This window comes from Pseudanabaena sp. UWO310 (genome assembly GCF_006861605.1).
GTDB lineage: Bacteria > Cyanobacteriota > Cyanobacteriia > Pseudanabaenales > Pseudanabaenaceae > Pseudanabaena.
The window spans coordinates 1-18,371 of the sequence record NZ_SELU01000067.1 but is presented as its reverse complement, the minus strand read 5'-3'; the positions used below and the strand labels follow the sequence as shown (position 1 = coordinate 18,371).

Annotated in this window: 11 protein-coding genes and 1 pseudogene; 9 read left to right on the top strand and 3 right to left on the bottom strand. The window is 44.9% G+C overall.

All coding sequences use genetic code 11. From position 1 onward, the window contains the following. Positions 1-57: 57 nt before the first annotated feature. Both gltB and PseudUWO310_RS18785 read right to left on the bottom strand, forming a co-directional pair. Positions 58-4,695 (bottom strand): glutamate synthase large subunit, encoded by a 4,638-nt coding sequence (gene gltB, locus PseudUWO310_RS18790; RefSeq protein ID WP_142604012.1) that lies wholly within the window; start codon positions 4,693-4,695, stop codon positions 58-60. 532 nt (positions 4,696-5,227) lie between these two features. Further along, on the bottom strand, positions 5,228-6,640 hold the full coding sequence (locus PseudUWO310_RS18785; RefSeq protein ID WP_411729090.1) for a cytochrome P450: 1,413 nt from the start codon (positions 6,638-6,640) through the stop codon (positions 5,228-5,230). 190 nt (positions 6,641-6,830) lie between these two features. On the opposite strand from PseudUWO310_RS18785, the gene PseudUWO310_RS18780 reads away from it, so the two are divergent. From PseudUWO310_RS18780 to PseudUWO310_RS18760, 5 genes are all read left to right on the top strand, one after another. After that, positions 6,831-7,664: a universal stress protein gene (locus PseudUWO310_RS18780; RefSeq protein WP_142603987.1), complete on the top strand. Its 834-nt coding sequence runs from the start codon at positions 6,831-6,833 to the stop codon at positions 7,662-7,664. Positions 7,665-8,087: 423 nt separating this feature from the next. Further along, positions 8,088-10,358, top strand: coding sequence for a transglycosylase domain-containing protein (locus tag PseudUWO310_RS18775; RefSeq protein WP_142603984.1), 2,271 nt, complete (start codon positions 8,088-8,090; stop codon positions 10,356-10,358). 359 nt (positions 10,359-10,717) lie between these two features. Beyond that, entirely contained in the window at positions 10,718-10,993 is a 276-nt protein-coding gene (locus tag PseudUWO310_RS18770) for an HU family DNA-binding protein (RefSeq protein WP_142603982.1), read from the top strand. A 118-nt stretch (positions 10,994-11,111) separates the two neighbouring features. Continuing rightward, entirely contained in the window at positions 11,112-12,041 is a 930-nt protein-coding gene (locus tag PseudUWO310_RS18765) for a glycosyltransferase family 2 protein (protein ID WP_142603980.1), read from the top strand. A 488-nt stretch (positions 12,042-12,529) separates the two neighbouring features. Continuing rightward, positions 12,530-13,492, top strand: coding sequence for a sulfurtransferase (locus PseudUWO310_RS18760; RefSeq protein WP_142603977.1), 963 nt, complete (start codon positions 12,530-12,532; stop codon positions 13,490-13,492). Between the two features lie 74 nt (positions 13,493-13,566). Here PseudUWO310_RS18760 and PseudUWO310_RS18755 read toward each other — a convergent pair whose 3' ends face one another. Next, positions 13,567-15,792 (bottom strand): NADP-dependent isocitrate dehydrogenase, encoded by a 2,226-nt coding sequence (locus PseudUWO310_RS18755; protein WP_142603973.1) that lies wholly within the window; start codon positions 15,790-15,792, stop codon positions 13,567-13,569. Positions 15,793-16,331: 539 nt separating this feature from the next. On the opposite strand from PseudUWO310_RS18755, the gene PseudUWO310_RS18750 reads away from it, so the two are divergent. The 4 genes and pseudogenes from PseudUWO310_RS18750 to PseudUWO310_RS18735 all read left to right on the top strand — a co-directional run bounded on the left by PseudUWO310_RS18750 (position 16,332) and on the right by PseudUWO310_RS18735 (position 17,977). After that, the gene (locus tag PseudUWO310_RS18750) at positions 16,332-16,850 is read left to right on the top strand and encodes a hypothetical protein (protein WP_142603971.1); all 519 of its coding nucleotides are present in this window, start codon (positions 16,332-16,334) and stop codon (positions 16,848-16,850) included. Positions 16,851-16,902: 52 nt separating this feature from the next. Further along, positions 16,903-17,316 carry a hypothetical protein gene (locus tag PseudUWO310_RS18745; protein WP_142603968.1) on the top strand — a complete coding sequence of 138 codons (414 nt, stop codon included), beginning with the start codon at positions 16,903-16,905 and terminating at the stop codon, positions 17,314-17,316. 204 nt (positions 17,317-17,520) lie between these two features. Continuing rightward, positions 17,521-17,753, top strand: a pseudogene (locus PseudUWO310_RS18740) (type II toxin-antitoxin system HicA family toxin). After that, positions 17,750-17,977 (top strand): type II toxin-antitoxin system HicB family antitoxin, encoded by a 228-nt coding sequence (locus PseudUWO310_RS18735; RefSeq protein WP_142603966.1) that lies wholly within the window; start codon positions 17,750-17,752, stop codon positions 17,975-17,977. Before PseudUWO310_RS18740 ends, PseudUWO310_RS18735 begins: the two are co-directional and overlap by 4 nt. The last annotated feature ends 394 nt before the right edge of the window (positions 17,978-18,371 follow it).

Below are 18,371 nucleotides of genomic sequence, written 5' to 3'. Positions count from 1 at the left end.
CTTTCTTTATCGCTATAAGAGAGAGGTGGCGCAAAGCGCTACCTCTCTTTAGGGGGTTTAAACAGTTGCAACTACAGGCAACTCATCCGTAGCTTCAGGGCTATTCTGCTCTGAAGGAGGAACGACTTGCCAGAACTTCGGCAGATAAATCGACCAGTTATCGAGAACTTCCTTCGCTCTAGAACTACCAGTATTCTCATAGCTAGATTGAATCAATTCCTTCAACTGATTCTCACCTGCAACCGTGCTAACTCTTTGCACCTTAAGAGTCTCTTGGCTGAGACGCTCTTTAAACTTGCCATCGATATCGAGGAAGTACGCAATACCGCCTGTCATACCTGCACCAACATTGCGACCAGTCGTTCCCAATACCACGATCGCACCACCTGTCATGTACTCGCAGCAGTGATCACCAGTACCTTCTACAACGGCTTTTGCGCCAGAATTACGGACTCCGAACCGTTCGCCAGCGCGACCATGCACGAAAAGATAGCCGCCCGTTGCACCATAGAGGCAGGTATTACCAACGATCGCATTATCGGCAGGATTGAAGTTACAGTCGGGCTTGGGCTTGATGCTGATACTGCCACCATTCATCCCTTTACCGATATAGTCGTTGGCTTCACCAGCTAGGGAGAGATGCAAACCATTGATATTAAATGCACCAAAGCTCTGACCCGCAGCACCAACAAACTGAAGGTTCAGGCTACTGGCGAGTCCAGAGTTGCCGTACTGCTTGGCGATCGCCCCTGAGACTCGCGTAGGAACCGAGCGATCGGTATTCACGATCGCATAGGTTTTGGAGAGGTCAGTTTGATTGGCGATCGCTGCTTGGACTTCGAGATCGGCTAAAATCTCATCATCAAGCACTGCACCATTGCTATGGGAAACTGGGGAATGTTCTAACCAATCACGATCGTTTTTAGTATCGGGTAAATTGATCAGGCAGCCCATATCGACTTGGTTGATATCGAGTTTCGCTAGCTTTAAGTCCTGACGTTGAGCCAACAAATCGGAACGTCCGATGATGTCTTTCAGGGACTTGTAACCCAGCTTGGCAAGGATTTGACGCACTTCTTCCGCAACGAAATAGAGGAAGTTAACCACATGTTCAGGAGTGCCGGGGAAACGTTTGCGGAACTGCTCTAGCTGCGAAGTTACGCCCACAGGACATTTGTTAGTGTGGCAGACTCGCGCCATGATACAGCCTTCCGCAATCATGGCAGCAGTTCCAAAGCCAAATTCCTCGCCGCCAAGCAGCGCGGCAATCGCCACATCCCAGCCAGTTTTAAAGCCACCATCTACTCGTAGCAATACGCGATCGCGCAGTTTATTGCCCATCAGTACCGTATGTACTTCTGCGAGCCCCAGTTCCCAAGGCGAACCAGCGTGCTTGATCGAACTTAAAGGAGACGCACCCGTACCACCGTCATAACCTGAGATTTGGATGATATCCGCATTTGCTTTCGCCACACCCGCAGCGATCGTGCCAATCCCGATTTCTGAGACCAGTTTTACCGATACTTTTGCCGTGGGATTGATTTGATGCAAATCAAAGATCAACTGCGCGAGATCCTCAATGGAATAGATATCGTGGTGTGGAGGGGGCGAAATCAACGATACTCCTGGTTTGGAATTTCGCAGCATCGCAATGTAGCTGCTCACTTTCGGTCCTGGCAACTGTCCGCCTTCCCCTGGTTTCGCTCCTTGCGCCACCTTAATTTCTAATTGATTAGAACTTACCAGATAGGAAGGTGTCACCCCAAAACGTCCCGAGGCAATCTGTTTGATGGCGGAGTTCGCCGTGTCGCCATTTTTCAAACCCTTGAGGTGAGGGAAAGTAGCAGAGATGCCATTCCCATCGACATCATTAATGGGTAAGTAGCGAATGGGATCTTCCCCACCTTCGCCGCAGTTGGACTTGCCACCTACACGATTCATGGCGATCGCGAGGACTTCGTGAGCTTCACGGCTTAGAGCGCCAAGGGACATCGCCCCCGTACAAAAGCGTTTCAGAATTTCCGAAACATCCTCTACTTCTTCTACAGGAATGCTAGGGCGATCGCTCTTAAATTCCAATAGATCCCGTAAAGCCGTTGGGGTACGATTTTGCAATTGCGTCCGATAGACTTCGTAATGGTCGTAACCATCACCAGCCACCGCCTTATGCAAAGCTTTTGCCATTTCGGGGCTGTTCATATGGTATTCACCCGTAGGGCGATACTGGACAAAGCCATAATTTTCTAGTTTCTTGAGTAGCAATTCGGGGAAAGCTTGTGCATGGAAAGTCAACAATTCTGAGGCAATATCGGCAAAGTTTACGCCACCAACACGAGATACTGTGCCCTTAAAGCATTGCTCGATCACTTCAGCCCCAATGCCGATCGCTTCAAAAATTTGTGCGCCGCTATAGCTTGAGAGGAGGGAGATGCCCATTTTGGAGAGAATTTTTAACAAGCCACCTTCCACAGCCTTGCGATAGCTATCTTGCACTTGAGCGATCGTTAAAGTCTTGATTTTGCCCTGCTGCATCTGCATTTGCGTCTTGGCTTTACCCCACCACTGACGAGTGGTTTCAAAGGCGAGATAGGGACAGATCGCACTGGCTCCATAGCCGATCAAGCAAGCAAAATGGTGCGTACTCCAACATTGGGCTGTATCCACCACAATCGAAGCCTTCATCCTTAGCCCTTCAGCGCAGAGACGGTGATGCACTGCACCGACTGCTAACAGGGGTGGAATATAGGCATTCTCGGCATTCAAGTTCCGATCGCTTAAAATCAGTAATTTCGCCCCGTCGCGAACTGCGGCTACGGCAACATCGCTTAACTTGGCGATCGCATCCTTTAGCCCCGTCGCCCCTGAAGCGATCGGGAACAGAATCTCTAATTTTTTGGTCGCAAAGCCCAAGGATTGAAGTTCCTCCAGCTCTACTTCATTGATCACGGGACTCTTGATCTTAATCTGGTTGGCAGCTTCAGGTGTGGCAATGAGTAGATTTGCCCTCTCTCCCAAAAACATCGCTAACGACATGACCGTTCCTTCACGGAGCGGATCGATGGGTGGGTTGGTCACCTGAGCAAAGCGCTGTTTGAAGTAGTCGTAAAGCAGGTGAGGGCGCTGGGATAGAAACGCCAGCGGCGCATCATCTCCCATACAGAATACTGGCTCCTTGCCATCTTGAGCCATGGCTTCGATCACCATTTCGACATCTTCGAGGGTGTAGCCAAAGGCGGTTTGATAGGTGAGCGCCTGCGATTCTCCTAGGGTAGTCTTAGGGTGAAATGGCTGACTTTCGAGATGCTTGCGATATTGCTTCGTCCATTCACCGTAGGGATGGGCTTTAGCAACCCGTTCCTTGATTTCCCAGTTATGCAAGATTTCATGGGTTTGCAAATCAACGGCGATCATTTGTCCTGGACCGAGGCGACCCTTTTCGATAATTTCTGATTCGGGAATATCTACAGTTCCCGCCTCGGAACTGACGATAACCATGCCATCCTTGGCAATCATGTAACGGGCTGGACGTAAGCCATTGCGATCAAGGGCGGCTCCGACGATCTTGCCATCACTAAAGGCTAACAGAGCGGGACCATCCCATGCTTCTTGCAAGCCGCTGTAATATTCATAAAAATCGGTAATTTCGGGACGATCGCTTAAATCTGGCTGATTTTCATAGGCTTCGGGCACGAGGATCATCATTGCCTCAAGCGGACTATGCCCCGTCTCAATCAATAATTCAAAAACGTGATCTAACGTTGCCGAATCGCTTTCATTGGGCTTGAGGATTGGCAAAAGATCCTTAAGACGATCGCCTTTAGCATCGACCCAATTAGGATGGGCAAGATCGCCTTGGCGAGCGAGAAACCAATTTGTATTTCCCTGTAAGGTATTAATTTCACCATTGTGACCGAGGAAACGCATCGGCTGGGCAAGCGGCCATTTCGGTAAAGTATTGGTACTGAAGCGGCGATGATAAATGGCGTAGGGTGAGACATAATCAGGATTTTGGAGATCCTCATAAAACCGATCAAGGATCGCCGATCGCACCATGCCCTTGTAAATCACTGTCGCATTAGAAAGGGATGGAACGTAAAAATCGCTACTTTGATCGGGCGCAAGTTGCCTGATCTCCAACTTAATGCGGCGACGGGTGATATAAATTGCTCTTTCGAGTTGGTCAAGATTTTGGTGATCGGCATCCGCAACAAAAATCGCCTGCTCGATCTGAGGTTGATTTTCCCTAGCCTGAATACCTAAAACCTCTGGTCGGACAGGTACAACCCGCCATCGCAACAACTTTAAACCCTCTTCAGCCGCAATTCTGGTAGTGATTTCGCGACATTTTGCCGCGCGATCGCTTTCCTGTGGCAGGAAAAACATCCCCAAAGCCGAATGTTCGGGATCGATAGTGAGATCGGTAAATTCTTTTTGGAGCAGCCCCCAAGGAATTGCGGTCATAAGTCCAGCCCCATCCCCAGAGTCCTGATCGGCGCTACAACCGCCACGGTGCTCCATACAAGTCAAAGCTTTCAGCGCATTGCTGATAATTTTATAACTAGCTCGACCTTCTTTATCGGCAATAAAACCTACCCCACAAGCATCACGCTCTTCTACTAGCCAATAGGGCCCTTGGATCGAATTCGTATTTCCAGACTGATTAGACTGACTTGTATTCACGCGGCTCACTTCCATCGGATTAATTGTTGCTATCAAAAAAATAGGTTGAAATTATGAGATTTTTAAGTTTAGTTACGAAGCAACCATCGCCTCATCACAACTTCTCCACATTGTTAATTCTAAATTAAGCTTTTTATTAACAGCAGCAAAACTGCTAATATCTGGCTTACGTAAATTCGCTTTAAACAATTTGCTTTAAACTAACCAAAATTGCTGGAAACCATTGCAAATTTTGGGCTATACCAGAGCTAGGGCTTTAGATCTAAGCTAGGTTGCTAAACCTACCTAACCTGTTACTCAGGCTAGGCTTAAGACTAGCCCTGAACTCAGCCCTGTATTCAAGGATTTCCAAGAAGGCAGATCTCTAAGCATAACTCTTTACTTAACCCTCTGTATAGGGACTAAATAGATATTTGTAGATATTTATAGGTATTTATAGATATTTTTAATGTGAATTTTTTAAGTAGGTCACCCTTGATTATAGGTGACAAATATTTTTCTAGTGTTCTTTCTACTACCGTTTACGGTAGCCTTTATTATTTGAATATTATTTGTATTTGAAAGTCATTTTAATCCCACCCGCAGGAGCAAGGGTAACTCCTCGCCGTTGGGGCTTTACGGGGTGGCGATCGGCTAACTCCAGTTCGTAATGACGCAGAATCGTAGCTAAGACGATTTTCATCTCAAATTGAGCCAAAGCCTCACCCACACAACGACGGACACCACCACCAAAGGGCATAAATTCATAGGGGGAAAATTGCCGCTCCAGAAACCGTTCGGGTTTAAACTGCTCGGCATTCGGATATAAATCTTCGCGATGGTGGAGGAGATAGATGCAACCAATCACGATGGTTTGGGGTTCCAAATTGTATCCTAGCAATTCCACTGATTCTTGTTCGACGGCTCTGGGGAAGGTCAGCATGGCAACAGGATGAATGCGCAGCGTTTCGTTACAGACGGCAGTGAGATAGGGCAACCGAAAAATGCTCATCCAATCCGTTGGATCGACAATGCTTTTTTGCTCCTGCAATAGTTTCTCTTTGACCTCTGGTAAACGATGGATCCAATACAAAGCCCAAGACATTGCCGTGGCTGTAGTTTCATGTCCCGCTAGTAATAGGGCTAGTAGTTCATCCCGTAACTCTAAATCGGTCATGCCTTTTCCTTCTTCATCCCGCGCCAATAACAGCATCGTGAGAATGTCATTTCGATTGGGATCGAGATTGGCTCGACGTTCGGCAATTTCTAAATAAACCAATTTGTCGATCGCCTCTCTTTGGCGCACAAAATTTCCCCAAGGGCTCCAAGCTCCAAGATCCTTTTGGAGAGAGGGGAAAAATAAAAATGCGGAGGTTAATGGAGAAATGAAAAGTTCGGTCATTTGGGTCAGCAATTTTTTTATTTGCTGACACCGATCGCCTTCATACAGACCGAACACCGCTTGGAGGATGATTTGCAGTGAAATATCCTGCATAGCCTCACGGACTAGAAAAATCCTGTTAGAGGGATTTGCTTTCTGATTGTGGGCTAAAGGATTAGCAGCTAACTTTTGAAAGACTTTATTGGTCAAGTCAAAAATCAACTGTCCATAATCTTGCATTCGCGATCCGTGGAAGGCTGGCATGACCAACTGTCGGCGTTTCCTATGACTATCGCCATCCAAGCTAAATATGGAAGCATCTCCCACAACTGGGCGCAAAATGCCATTCAATTCTCCAGGAGCGCTAAATTGCTTGCGATCGTTCGTTAAAATTTGCTGAATGGCTTGGGAGTCATTCACAAATACGATTGAGTTACCAAAACCAATGATTTTTGCCGCAAAAATATCTGGATATTTTTTTACTGCTGTTTCCATATAGCCAATGGGGTCGGCAATCCACTGAATTTGCTGCCATAAAGGCATAGTTTCAATGGAGTTGACCGATTTGAGCATACTTTTAGTTGTGGACATATAGGACATATATTGGGGGCATATTTGGGGTATATGTGCAGATGGAGGCGAATGGGTTTCGGATAGGGGATTTTTTTAGAGATTGCGAGCAGCTCAATCTCCAAAATTTTAAGAATCTCAACGTTTTGCGGCGATCGCCCAGTAATTGAGCTTTACTCAAGATATAGAGACTATAGGTTTAAAAACTAGGTTTAAAACAATGTTTCAACAAATTTTATTAGCTGTTGATGGATCGGGGCGATCGCGCGAAATGATGAATATGCTGCTAGCCTTACCTAGTATGCAAAACTTGCAAATCAATGTTCTCCATGTTATCCCCAACTCCATTAACTCGGATGCCATTACTGAATATCGCCTCGCAGGGGAAAAAATTGTCGAAAGAGAAGTTAAAAATTTGCGCTTAGCTTCTGGCAATAGTACTGTTTCCCTGCTGAAGGAAGGCGAACCCAAGGATGTTGTATGTAAAGTAGCCGAAGAGTTAAAGCCTGACCTATTGATTATGGGCTCCCGTGGGATGGGTCGCCTGCAAGCAATTTTAGCGAACTCGGTCAGTCAATACGTTTTTCAATTGTCCGACTCACCCATGTTACTCATCAAGGATGATGTGTACATCAAAACCATTCGCAATGTGATGGTGTCCGTCGATGGTTCGGCATCGTCCAATAATTGTCTTGATTTGGCAATTAAACTGGTCAGCGGTGCGAAGGATGTGGAGATTTTCTTGGTCAGAGTAGTAAAGCGCAAGGAAGATGCTAATGCTAGCACTGACCCAGTTCTCGTCGAAGCGAGCGCTAAACTCAAGCGATTGAATATTCCATCGCGCTCTTTTATCAGTTCGGGCGACATTGGTAAAGAAATTTGTAAGCTTGCGGATGAGGCAAATGCTAGTTTGTTGATGATTGGTTCTCCCGATCGCCGTCCTTCGATTGCCCGTAGTTTACCCGATCTCGATCGCTTACTAGGTTCGTCGGTATCTGACTACGTGCGCGTTAATGCGACCGTCCCCGTACTACTAACCCGCACCATCGAATAAGCAGTTATACCAGCTATAAGAAATGGCTACGCCATTTCTTATAGCTGGTAGGACATAACTGGCTACTGCTATAGCTCGCTACTGCTATAAAATTAGACATTAAAAACCAAGAATTAGACGTGGCGGCGCTTCGCGCCGCCACGTCTAATTCTTCACTGGGGAGGGAGTAACTTGAAAACCATTACTAGGTTTAGTTTTTAATTCACAAAAGTGTTGTCACACTTTCGTGAATTAGCGTGAATTAGTATTAGGCGCAAATAAAGAAGAATCAAAAGAGACGACGCAAAGCGTCGTCTCTTTTGATATCAAAGATTAATGCTTGGGGTGGCGATCGCTTTATGTTGCCTTTCTTGTTTAAGTGCATAATTAAATTTGAGGGAATAATTGGAAACCACGCCCTCAAATTCTGCGTCCTAGCTACCTATGAAATCGCCACAATCCCCCCAGCCACCCCAGCCATCATCAAAGCCAAAGCCACCTCAATCCAAGTTGATGACCCAAATTCATCAACTCACTCAGGTAGTTAATGGCGTATTAAAAATCAATCCGAAAGAGCATGTCCCCAAGCTGGAAGTGCGCCGATCGCAAAAAGATAAACCTGAAATTTATGACTTAGTGGGCGATCGCTATATTCTAGGACGCAGCACGGGTAAATGCGATATTGTCGTGCAAACGCCTCTGGTCAGCCAAGTTCACGCGCAGCTAGTCCGCGATCGCACCCAAAAAAAATCCCAATTTATCCTCCAAGATCGCGACTCGACCAATGGCATTTATCGCAATAAGCAGCGATTAAAATCAGTCCCATTGCGCCACAAAATGACCATCACCCTTGGACCTCCCGAACTCGTCGAGGCGGCGACTATTCGCTATCTCGATCCTCCCCCTTGGTATATTCGGACGCTGCAATATACGGGAATTGGTCTCGGGGCGATCGCGGGGACGATCGTATTAGCGATCGCTTTTGAAGTTAATCGAGTTCCCGATCTCAAGCCGTTACCCGTTACCCAACAAGGTCCCGTGGAGGTTTTGGCGGGAGATGGGGTAAAGCGTCTCGATCCTACTGATATTGCCAACCATACCGAATATGCGAACCTCGGAGAGTTTGGGCAGTTTATCCCAAAAGCGGTAATTGCTTCGGAAGATACTTCTTTTTATTGGAATATCGGGGTCGATCCCATAGGGGTAGCAAGGGCGATCGTCACTAATGTCCGCAGTCGCGGAGAGCGTTTAGAAGGGGCAAGCACGATCACCCAGCAGTTATCCCGCAATTTACTCGGTAAGACCTATGTAGGAACCGATGATTCCGCAGGGAGGAAATGGCGCGAGGCGGCGGCGGCGATTAAACTTACCTTTACCTATCACAAGGACGAAATTCTCCGTCTTTATCTCAATCGCGCCTATACGGGGAACGGTGTATATGGCTTCAAGGATGCGGCAAAACTATATTTTGGGAAAGAAGCGTCAGAGCTAACCCTTTCGGAAGCGGCGACCCTTGTCGGGCTGCTCCCCTCCCCTGAAACGATCAATCCTTTTAAAAATAAAAACCTAGCCATCGAGTATCGCGATCGCATTCTCAATCGGATGGCGGAATTGGGGATGATTACCGATAAGGATGCCGAACGGGCTAGGCGATCGGTGCTGATCCTTAATGAATCTGCCAAAACTAAGTTGCAAGGCTCGGTTGCCCCCTACTACTACAGTTATGTCTTTGAAGAGTTGCAGGATATTCTCGGCGATAACTTTGCTAGGGAAGGCAATCTGATCGTCGAGACCAATCTCGACATTGATATGCAAAAAGCCTCGGATGACTCCCTCCGCAATGCCGTAGCGCGTGATGGTTCGAGCTATGGGTTTAGTCAGGGGGCGATCGTCACCTTAAATGCTAGCAATGGGTCGCTCCTTGCCATGACGGGTGGTGTCGATTACAAAGCCAGCCAATTTAATCGTGCGGCTCAAGCATTACGGCAACCAGGCTCCACTTTTAAATTATTTACCTATGCCGCCGCCGTGGATCGCGGCATTTCTCCCAGCAGTACCTACTCCTGCAATGCCCTCGCGGGTGTAACGGGCTGTCACAATGGCGGTAGTGGAGCGATCGATATGTATCGGGGCTTCGCCCTCTCGGAAAACGTGGTAGCCGTCAGAATTGCCGACGCAACGGGGTTTGATAACGTCGTTAAAATGGCAAGAACTTTAGGAATTACCGCCAAGCTGGATGCCACGAGTAACATGGTTTTAGGCGGGAACGAGGTGAAAATCTTGGAGATGGCAGGAGCCTATGCCACCGTAGTCAATGAGGGCAAATACAACAAACCCCATGCCATTAAACGCATCCTCGATAGTGCTGACTGCCAAAACCCGAAGGATCGCCAAACCTGCCGCGTTATTTTCGATGCCAGTACATTTTTAAAACCAAGACAAGCGATCGATGCTGGGGTGGCAAGTACCATGGTCGATATGATGCGCGGAGTCGTGCAGTATGGTACAGGGCGATCGGCTGCCATTCCCCAAGGTACTGTGGTTGGCAAAACAGGAACTACCGACGAGGGGCGCGATCTCTGGTTTATCGGCGCAGTACCGCGACGCAATCTCGTGGCTGCCGTCTGGCTCGGCAATGATGAAGGAGTCACGAATGGTTCCAGTGCAGTTGCCGCGCAGGTTTGGGGTGACTATATGCGTCTCGCAGTTCGCTAATTAAAGAGCGTACCGCCCGCTACGCGGGCGGTACGCTCTCTGGTTTTGGATTTTAATTATGTTTAGCTACTTAATGCCAATTAATGCCAAAGCTGAAAATGGCTACGCCATTTTCAGCTTTGAAAACCCTTACTGGGTTTGGGTTTTAATTCACAAAAGTGTGACCACACTTTCGTGAATTGGTATTAGCTGCTGGGATGGAATATAAAAATTTTTGCGAAAGTTTTGTCAAAAGCGCTTGACGACTGCCATAGGTGCTGTAGTATTGATTCCGACTTGTTGATTGAAGCGACGCTTTGCACCGCTCTAATCTTATAAAAAATTACGTCTTAATCTCAAGCGACATAGGAGCTACATCTGTGAATAAAGGTGAACTAGTAGATGCGATCGCCGAAAAGGTATCCGTATCCAAGAAAAATATCGAAGTGATCGTTACTGCTGCCCTCGAATCAATTGTTGAGGCTGTGGCTGACGGAGATCGCGTAACTCTAGTGGGATTCGGTTCCTTCGAGCCACGGGAACGCCAAGAACGCGAAGGTCGCAACCCTCGCACTGGCGAAAAAATGGTAATCGCGGCAACTCGCGTTCCTGCCTTCTCTGCTGGCAAACAATTTAAAGAAAAAGTAGTTGAGTAATTCATTCTCATTTACTCATCCTTTTTTAATCATCAAACTGTAATCACCTCCCAATGGGGGCATGAAGCTTACCCGTTGGGAGATTATAATTTGATGATGTTTGCGTAGGAGAAACTCTGTGTCAGAAATGTTGTGGTCAATCGTAGTACCCACCTATAACCGCTTGCCCATTTTGCAAAAATGCTTGGCAGCGTTAGAGAGACAGACCATAACTGAACCCTACGAAATTATCGTCATTGACGATGGCTCCTCCGATGGCACGGTGGAGTTTTTGACTAGTAATCGCGATCGCTATCCCCATCTGCGGCTGTTAACCCAAGACCATGCCGCCGCCGCTACGGCTCGTAACTATGGCATTGACTCGGCTCTTGGTAAATATATTGCCTTTGTTGATAGTGATATCACGGTCAATCCTGAATATCTGCAAGCCCATACCGCAACCCTCGCCCAAGGGGAAAAAGTTTATAGCTACGGGCGTATCATCGATACTTGCAATCTTGAAGCTCCTGATTCGGAGATTGTGCCTGCTTTGCCTATGTTTACGGCAGCCATATTTGATACTTGCAATTTAGCGATCGCCCGTAAGTGGTTGATTGAGGCGGGTAAATTTGATACGGGATTTTTCCAATATGGGTGGGAAGATTTTGAGCTGGGAATGCGCGTCAAAAAACTGGGTTTGAAACGTTTAACCTGTGCTGGGGCGATCGCTTTCCACTATCATGCTAAATTTTCGATCGATAAAATTCCGCGCCTGCTTGATCTGGAAGAACAACGCGGTCGAATGAGCATTATCTTTTATCACAAACATCCCACTTGGGAAGTTAGGTTGATGATTCAAAAAACTTGGCTGCATCTGGCGATCTGGGGCATACTCACCCTCGGCGGCACGCTCAATGATCGCACTTTAAAACCTTGCCTAGCATGGCTATGCGATCGCGGTAAATCGGAAGTCGCGATGGAAATCTTCCGCATTTATATGAATTGGTATACCGTAATTTGGATGTACCGCAATTGGGATAAAGAAAGCAAATTACTGTTTAACTCATAAGTAGCCAAGACCTAACTTCAGTTCGGGTTAAGCTAGCAAAATTTAAAATTCCAGAAGTAAAAGCCTTGCTACGCAAGGCTTTTACTTCTGGAATTTAAGAAAGGGGTTGCTACGCAACCCCTTTCTTAAATTCCACTCAAAGCCCAAAATCTTAACTGTGCATGGTTGCATCATTCTTGCCGTTTTGATTTGCCCTAAACCACCTAATCATTACTATCAATAACTGTTTATTTATGGGTACTTGCTTTTTTGCTAGATACTATGCGATGGTGTTTACATCATACTCCGATATCATCGCGTATATACAGTAGTTTCCGATTCAATATCGACTCAATATCTTAGTTTCCTCCTCTTATGCCAAAACACAAAATGGCTACGCCATTTTGTGTTTTGAAAACCCTTACTGGGTTTGGTTTTTAATTCACGAAAGTGTGACAACACTTTTGTGAATCGGTATTAACTAGTCGTTCTCAAGTAAAGCCAAAATAATGAATAGAACCTACTCCAAAAGAAAATTTTCTAAAGTAAAGCCACTAACATTTCTTGCTGCCATGGTAATGTCGGTAGTGGCGATCGCATTTTTTTCTTTGTCACCACTGACGGCTCAAAACTCTGCAACCAAAATTGAGTTTGTTCCACCTAGTTGGGTAAGCGCAAATGTAAACGATCCTAACTTACGCATTCTTGATGTCCGTTGGAGCCCTATCGACTACTTTACTGGGCATCTACCCAACGCTGTCCATATTGCCGATAATCTAATCCGTCAGCCTAAAGATGGCTTACCAGTGCAGTTAGTTGATTCGGACAAATTAGCAGGTTATCTATCCAAAGCAGGTGTTACCGACAAAAGTAAGGTACTCATTTATTCTGACGGTCGTGACGTATTAGGTGCGAGTCAAATCGCCTATGCATTAGAAAGAATTGGGTTTAAAAACCCTGTTGCAGTCCTTGATGGTGGGTTGAGTGCCTACAAACAAACCAATGCTGAATTAACCCAAGTTTTCCCTAAATATCAAACTGGAAAACTAAGCACTAGAGATAACATAAATATTCGTGTTAACCTTGCTCAAGTAAAAGATTTACTTGATAAGAAAGGAGTAGTCTTCATCGATCCTAGACCAGCTAAAGCCTTTGCGGGTGAAGAAAAATATTTTGTCCGTAATGGTCATATCCCTGGAGCGCGGAATATTCCTTGGCCGACCTTCACCGATCCGCAAAATCCTCACAAACTGAAGCCTTTAAGCGAGATTGAGAAGATTCTTGCGGATAAGAAAATTGATAAATCCAAGGACATTATCGTAACTTGCACTACAGGTCGCGAAGCTTCCTTGCAATATGTGGTATTGAAGCATTTGCTTGGCTATCCGAAGGTTCGTGTTTATGAAGGCTCTTGGACAGAATATAGCCAGTCAGATTTGCCTGTAGAAACTGGTGCAGAGCGACCAGTGTAGAGCTATAGCAAAACCCAAATAAGTGAAGGCGGCACTCCGTGCCACCTTCACTTATTTGGGTTTTGAATTGCTTATTAATGGAGCGAACTAATTGCTTCATTTAGAGTCGGACTAGGACGCATCACTTGACTAGCTTTGTCAGGATCAGCAAAATAATAGCCGCCAATATCGACAGATTGACCTTGAACGGCGCTCAATTCTTGAATAATTTGGCTTTCTTTCTCTTTCAAGATCTGCACCAAATCAGCAAATTTTGACTTCAGTTCCAAATTCTGATTCTGTTCTGCTAGAGCCTCTGCCCAGTAAAGCGCGATATAGAAATGACTGCCGCGATTATCGATGCCGCCGATCTTGCGGGAAGGCGATTTATCGTTATTGAGATAGAGACTGTTGGCTTGGTCTAGGGCGATCGCCAAGATCTTGGCGTTCTCATTTTTGCGCCCGAGGTCTTCGAGTGTAACCGCGATCGCTAAAAATTCTCCGAGGGAATCCCAACGTAAATGTCCTTCTTCGAGAAACTGCTGAACGTGTTTGGGAGCCGAGCCACCCGCACCCGTTTCAAACAGTCCACCACCCGCTAGCAATGGCACAATCGAGAGCATCTTGGCACTCGTACCGAGTTCGAGAATTGGGAATAAATCCGTGAGATAGTCCCGCAGAACGTTGCCAGTTACGGAAATCACATTTTTACCCACTTTTATTTGTTCGCAGGTAAATTTCATCGCTGCCACAGGGGACAGAATCTGGATATCTAGCCCTGTGGTGTCATGGTCTTGTAAGTAGGTCTTCACTTTGGCGATTAGATTCGCATCATGGGCGCGATGTTCATCTAGCCAAAAAATCGTCGGATTTCCCGTCGCTTTCGCCCGATTGACAGCAAGTTTAACCCAGTCCTGAATCGGTAAGTCCTTAGTTTGGCACATCCGCCAGATGTCACCCTTAGCGACAGAATGTTCAATAAGAATAGTTCCAGTCTCATCACTAACGCGCACTATTCCATCCGCAGGAATCTCAAAAGTCTTATCGTGGGAACCATATTCCTCAGCCTTCTGCGCCATTAAGCCCACATTAGCAACATTGCCCATCGTCGTGACATCAAAGGCTCCGTTTTCCTGACAGAATTCGATACAGGCTTGATAAATGGTGGCATAGGAGCGATCGGGAATCATTGCCTTAGTGTCGTAAGCCTTGCCATCCGCGCCCCACATCTTGCCAGAAGTCCGAATGGTCGCCGCCATGGATGCATCAATAATCACATCGCTAGGAACGTGGAGATTGGTAATTCCCTTATCAGAATTGACCATTGCAAGACGGGGTTGCTTTTCATAAACTGCTTCCAAATCTGCGGCGATCGCTTCTTTTTGTTCAGCAGGTAAAGCTTGAATCTTGGCATAGACATCGCCCAATCCATTATTCGGATTGATGCCCAATTGCTTGAAGACATCCGCATACTTCGCAAAGACATCTTGATAATAGACCGTCACCGCATGACCAAAGAGAATCGGGTCAGAGATCTTCATCATCGTTGCCTTGACATGGAGAGATAGCAGAATATCCTCTGACTTCGCCTTGGCAATTTCCTGAGCGTAAAACTTCCGCAAAGCCTTGACACTCATTACCGAAGCATCAATGACTTCGCCTTCCAATACGGTCGTTTTTTCCTTGAGAACTTGAGTGGAACCCTCGGCTGTGGTTAATTCAATTTTGACTACGCCCGCCTTGGGAATTACCACCGATTTCTCGCTACCATAGAAATCTCCCTCCGTCATATGCGCTACATGGGATTTAGAATCCTTTGACCATGCGCCAACGGAATGGGGATGCTTCTGAGCAAATTCTTTAACGGCGGCGGCGACACGGCGATCGCTATTACCTTCACGCAATACAGGATTAACCGCACTGCCCAACACCTTAGAATATTTCGCCTTAATCGCCTTCTCTTCTTCAGTTTGCGGATCGGCAGGATAGTTGGGGATGTTGTAACCCTTGGCTTGTAACTCAGCGATCGCCGCCGTTAACTGGGGCAGGGAAGCACTAATATTCGGGAGTTTGACAATATAGGCTTCAGGAGTTTTTGCCAAGTCTCCCAGTTCGGTGAGAGCATCGGGTTGACGCTGGGATTCGGTTAAATATTCAGGAAAATTCGCAATAATCCGCCCAGCTAGAGAAATATCCTTGAGTTCAACCTCGATGTCAGCGGCTTTTGTAAAAGCTTGGACTATGGGCAGTAGGGAGTAAGTGGCTAGGGCTGGAGCTTCATCGGTAAAGGTATAGGTGATTTTTGAGGTTTGATTGCTCATATCGATGGGGCGGATTTCTTGCGGATCTATTACAGATTAAATGATACACGGCTTAGTTAACCCGATTCGTATCGGTTTTATCCAGAAAATAGCGATCGAGTTTCACCTAAAATATAGACAAAATCACTGATGTGGGATTGGAAACCGCCAAAATTTGGAAACCTGAGCTTATCGAGAGTGTATAAATTTGATATATAACAGTTTTCACTTCAGAACAAGCAAGGGGGCAAAGCTTTCTATAGCAAGATTTTAGCTATGCTCTTTTCATTTGAACACCGCTGTACTTGAACTGGAAAAATCATATCTTGAAAATAAATCCACAATCCGATCTGCACAGTAATTGCAAAGACGTAATTATTAAGATATTAGGGTATAACAAATCAATCAATTGAATAAAATGCTAAGGTTTAAATGTTATGAAACTGGCAGAGAATAACAAGAGGTAAGCACAATTCATGAATTGCGTATGTCCTAATATTTAAGACTTATCAAACAAACAAGCATCAGTTCTAATTTTGAACTGGCTAATGGAGCAATTTATGAACAGGAAAAATTTTGTTAGGTTTATTTATTTGTCAGGCGGCATAGCTTTGCAAAGATTGTATACAAACGAGGCTGAAGCAGGAGTTCCTTTTTTAGCATTGATAAGTGGTGCAATACTATTTCTAGATTTGGTTGATAAAGCTTTTAACGTTGGTGAAAAGGTATCAGGAGTATTTGGAATTCGCAATGACAGTAATAGAACTCAAAGTGGAACTATAGCCATTAATGTATTTGACTCTTCCAAATCTTCAAACCCTGAAATTAGTATCACTCAAAATTTAACAATACCACCAAATGCTCAACAGACTTATCAATTACCTGCTATTCAACCAAGTTCTCCAGGTGAAAAAATTATAGAAATTAGAACTGGTTTAAACAGGTTGTCGAAAAATTTTAGATATGGGTCGTATTGCTGTGACAGCAGAGGAACCCGAAGATGCCCTGTTCCCTATTCTCTAGATTTAGGAACTGAATGCTTTTGCAGTGGACAGGGAATTGGTAATATTTGCGAATGATTGCTTACAACACGTTGAAGTGAATATATAAGTTATACACAAACTAAATATCATGAAAAGAACATTAATAAGTTCAATTATAATAACTACTCTATTTCTTTTTAGTAATGCAGTAAGCGCACAGACAGATAGGAACTTTGAAGCTTTACTTTCTGCTTATCAAAAGGCTTTAGTCCAATACGATTTAGCTCAACATTTATCAGATTATTCAGAACAAATTTATTGGGGTGAACAATATCATTTTTACAAGCAAAAATTATGGAAAATCATCTCCGCCTATGATCAAGCTGCAAGGGATAATCCTAAAAAGTACTGTTTATCAGCTCTAGATATTTATTATAGATTTGATCGAGTTGATAAGTCTGTATTTATGTACAATGAATTGCCCGCATTGAACGACTCATCATCATTACAAAAATATTGTTCAAGATTTGATATCTATTACGAACCTAATCAAAGAATGTAATCATCGACTCTAAATATTTAGAATTTCTAAATTGGCTGGAACGATAACTCATATCTTTAATTTTGTATACACACGTTAATAGTTAGCTTCGTTATTCTTTGTGGATGTTGAAAGGGGCGATCACTGTCTAATTTTTATGGAGAAGCGATCGTTATTTTTGGTGTTGATGGGGCGATCGCTGTTTGAATGTTGTAAAATCAAATTATGAGTAAGAAAGATAAATTACTTGAACTCTAAAAAATAGCCCTAACAATGCGACGTTTGGAGACATTCGTAAACTTTTAGAGCTAGAAGGTTTTGATTTAGATAGAATTACAGGCAGTCACCATATTTTCAAGAGAAACGAAATAGTTTTAGTAATCCCAGTCCATAACAACCGCGTTAAGTCTGTATATGTTAAAAGAGTTGTAGAACTTATTGAAGGAGAACAATCATGATATATCCAATAGTGATTTATCCATGCGAAGAAGGTGGTTTTGTCGCCGAAGTTCCTGCATTAAAGGGATGCTTAGCTCAAGGCGAAACATTAGAAGAAACCTTGCAAGAGTTAATTACAGTGAGAACTTTGTGGTTAGAGACAGCAGAGAAATATGGACAAAAACTTCCAGATCTTGGAAATGCGATCGCTAAAGTAAAAGCATTAAGTGCGATCACTATTTGATTTTTGGTGTAGAAGCGATCGTGATTTTGGGTGTTGAGAGGGGCGATCTCTGTTTACAAAATCTATACTGATATAACCTCTTGCATTTAACACATTACGTTATACAATACGAATATAAACTCACTATTCTTTAGCCGTGATCCGAAGCTTTAAGGATAAAGAAGCTCAAAAAACTTTGAGAGGCAGCGATCGCGTAAATTGCCCTCAGAAATTCAACAATTTGCTTTGAATGGCAAAATGATGACGCTTTCAATGTGGAAATTGTTGATTAGACTTGTTGGGAAATAAAAGCAAAGCACAGAGGTGATTTTACTTTTTCTGTCCATTGCAAGCAAAATCTAAATAGAAGTTCCATAAGCCAGCCGCATTCAACATGAGACGGTCATCAAAATCA

Coding starts and splice junctions, on each gene's coding strand:
- PseudUWO310_RS18785 (WP_411729090.1), bottom strand. CDS start 6,640: ATGTCCTATATGTCCACAACTAAAAGTATGCTCAAATCGGTCAACTCC.
- PseudUWO310_RS18780 (WP_142603987.1), top strand. CDS start 6,831: ATGTTTCAACAAATTTTATTAGCTGTTGATGGATCGGGGCGATCGCGC.
- PseudUWO310_RS18750 (WP_142603971.1), top strand. CDS start 16,332: ATGAACAGGAAAAATTTTGTTAGGTTTATTTATTTGTCAGGCGGCATA.
- PseudUWO310_RS18745 (WP_142603968.1), top strand. CDS start 16,903: ATGAAAAGAACATTAATAAGTTCAATTATAATAACTACTCTATTTCTT.
- PseudUWO310_RS18735 (WP_142603966.1), top strand. CDS start 17,750: ATGATATATCCAATAGTGATTTATCCATGCGAAGAAGGTGGTTTTGTC.
- PseudUWO310_RS18775 (WP_142603984.1), top strand. CDS start 8,088: ATGAAATCGCCACAATCCCCCCAGCCACCCCAGCCATCATCAAAGCCA.
- PseudUWO310_RS18755 (WP_142603973.1), bottom strand. CDS start 15,792: ATGAGCAATCAAACCTCAAAAATCACCTATACCTTTACCGATGAAGCT.
- gltB (WP_142604012.1), bottom strand. CDS start 4,695: ATGGAAGTGAGCCGCGTGAATACAAGTCAGTCTAATCAGTCTGGAAAT.
- PseudUWO310_RS18760 (WP_142603977.1), top strand. CDS start 12,530: ATGAATAGAACCTACTCCAAAAGAAAATTTTCTAAAGTAAAGCCACTA.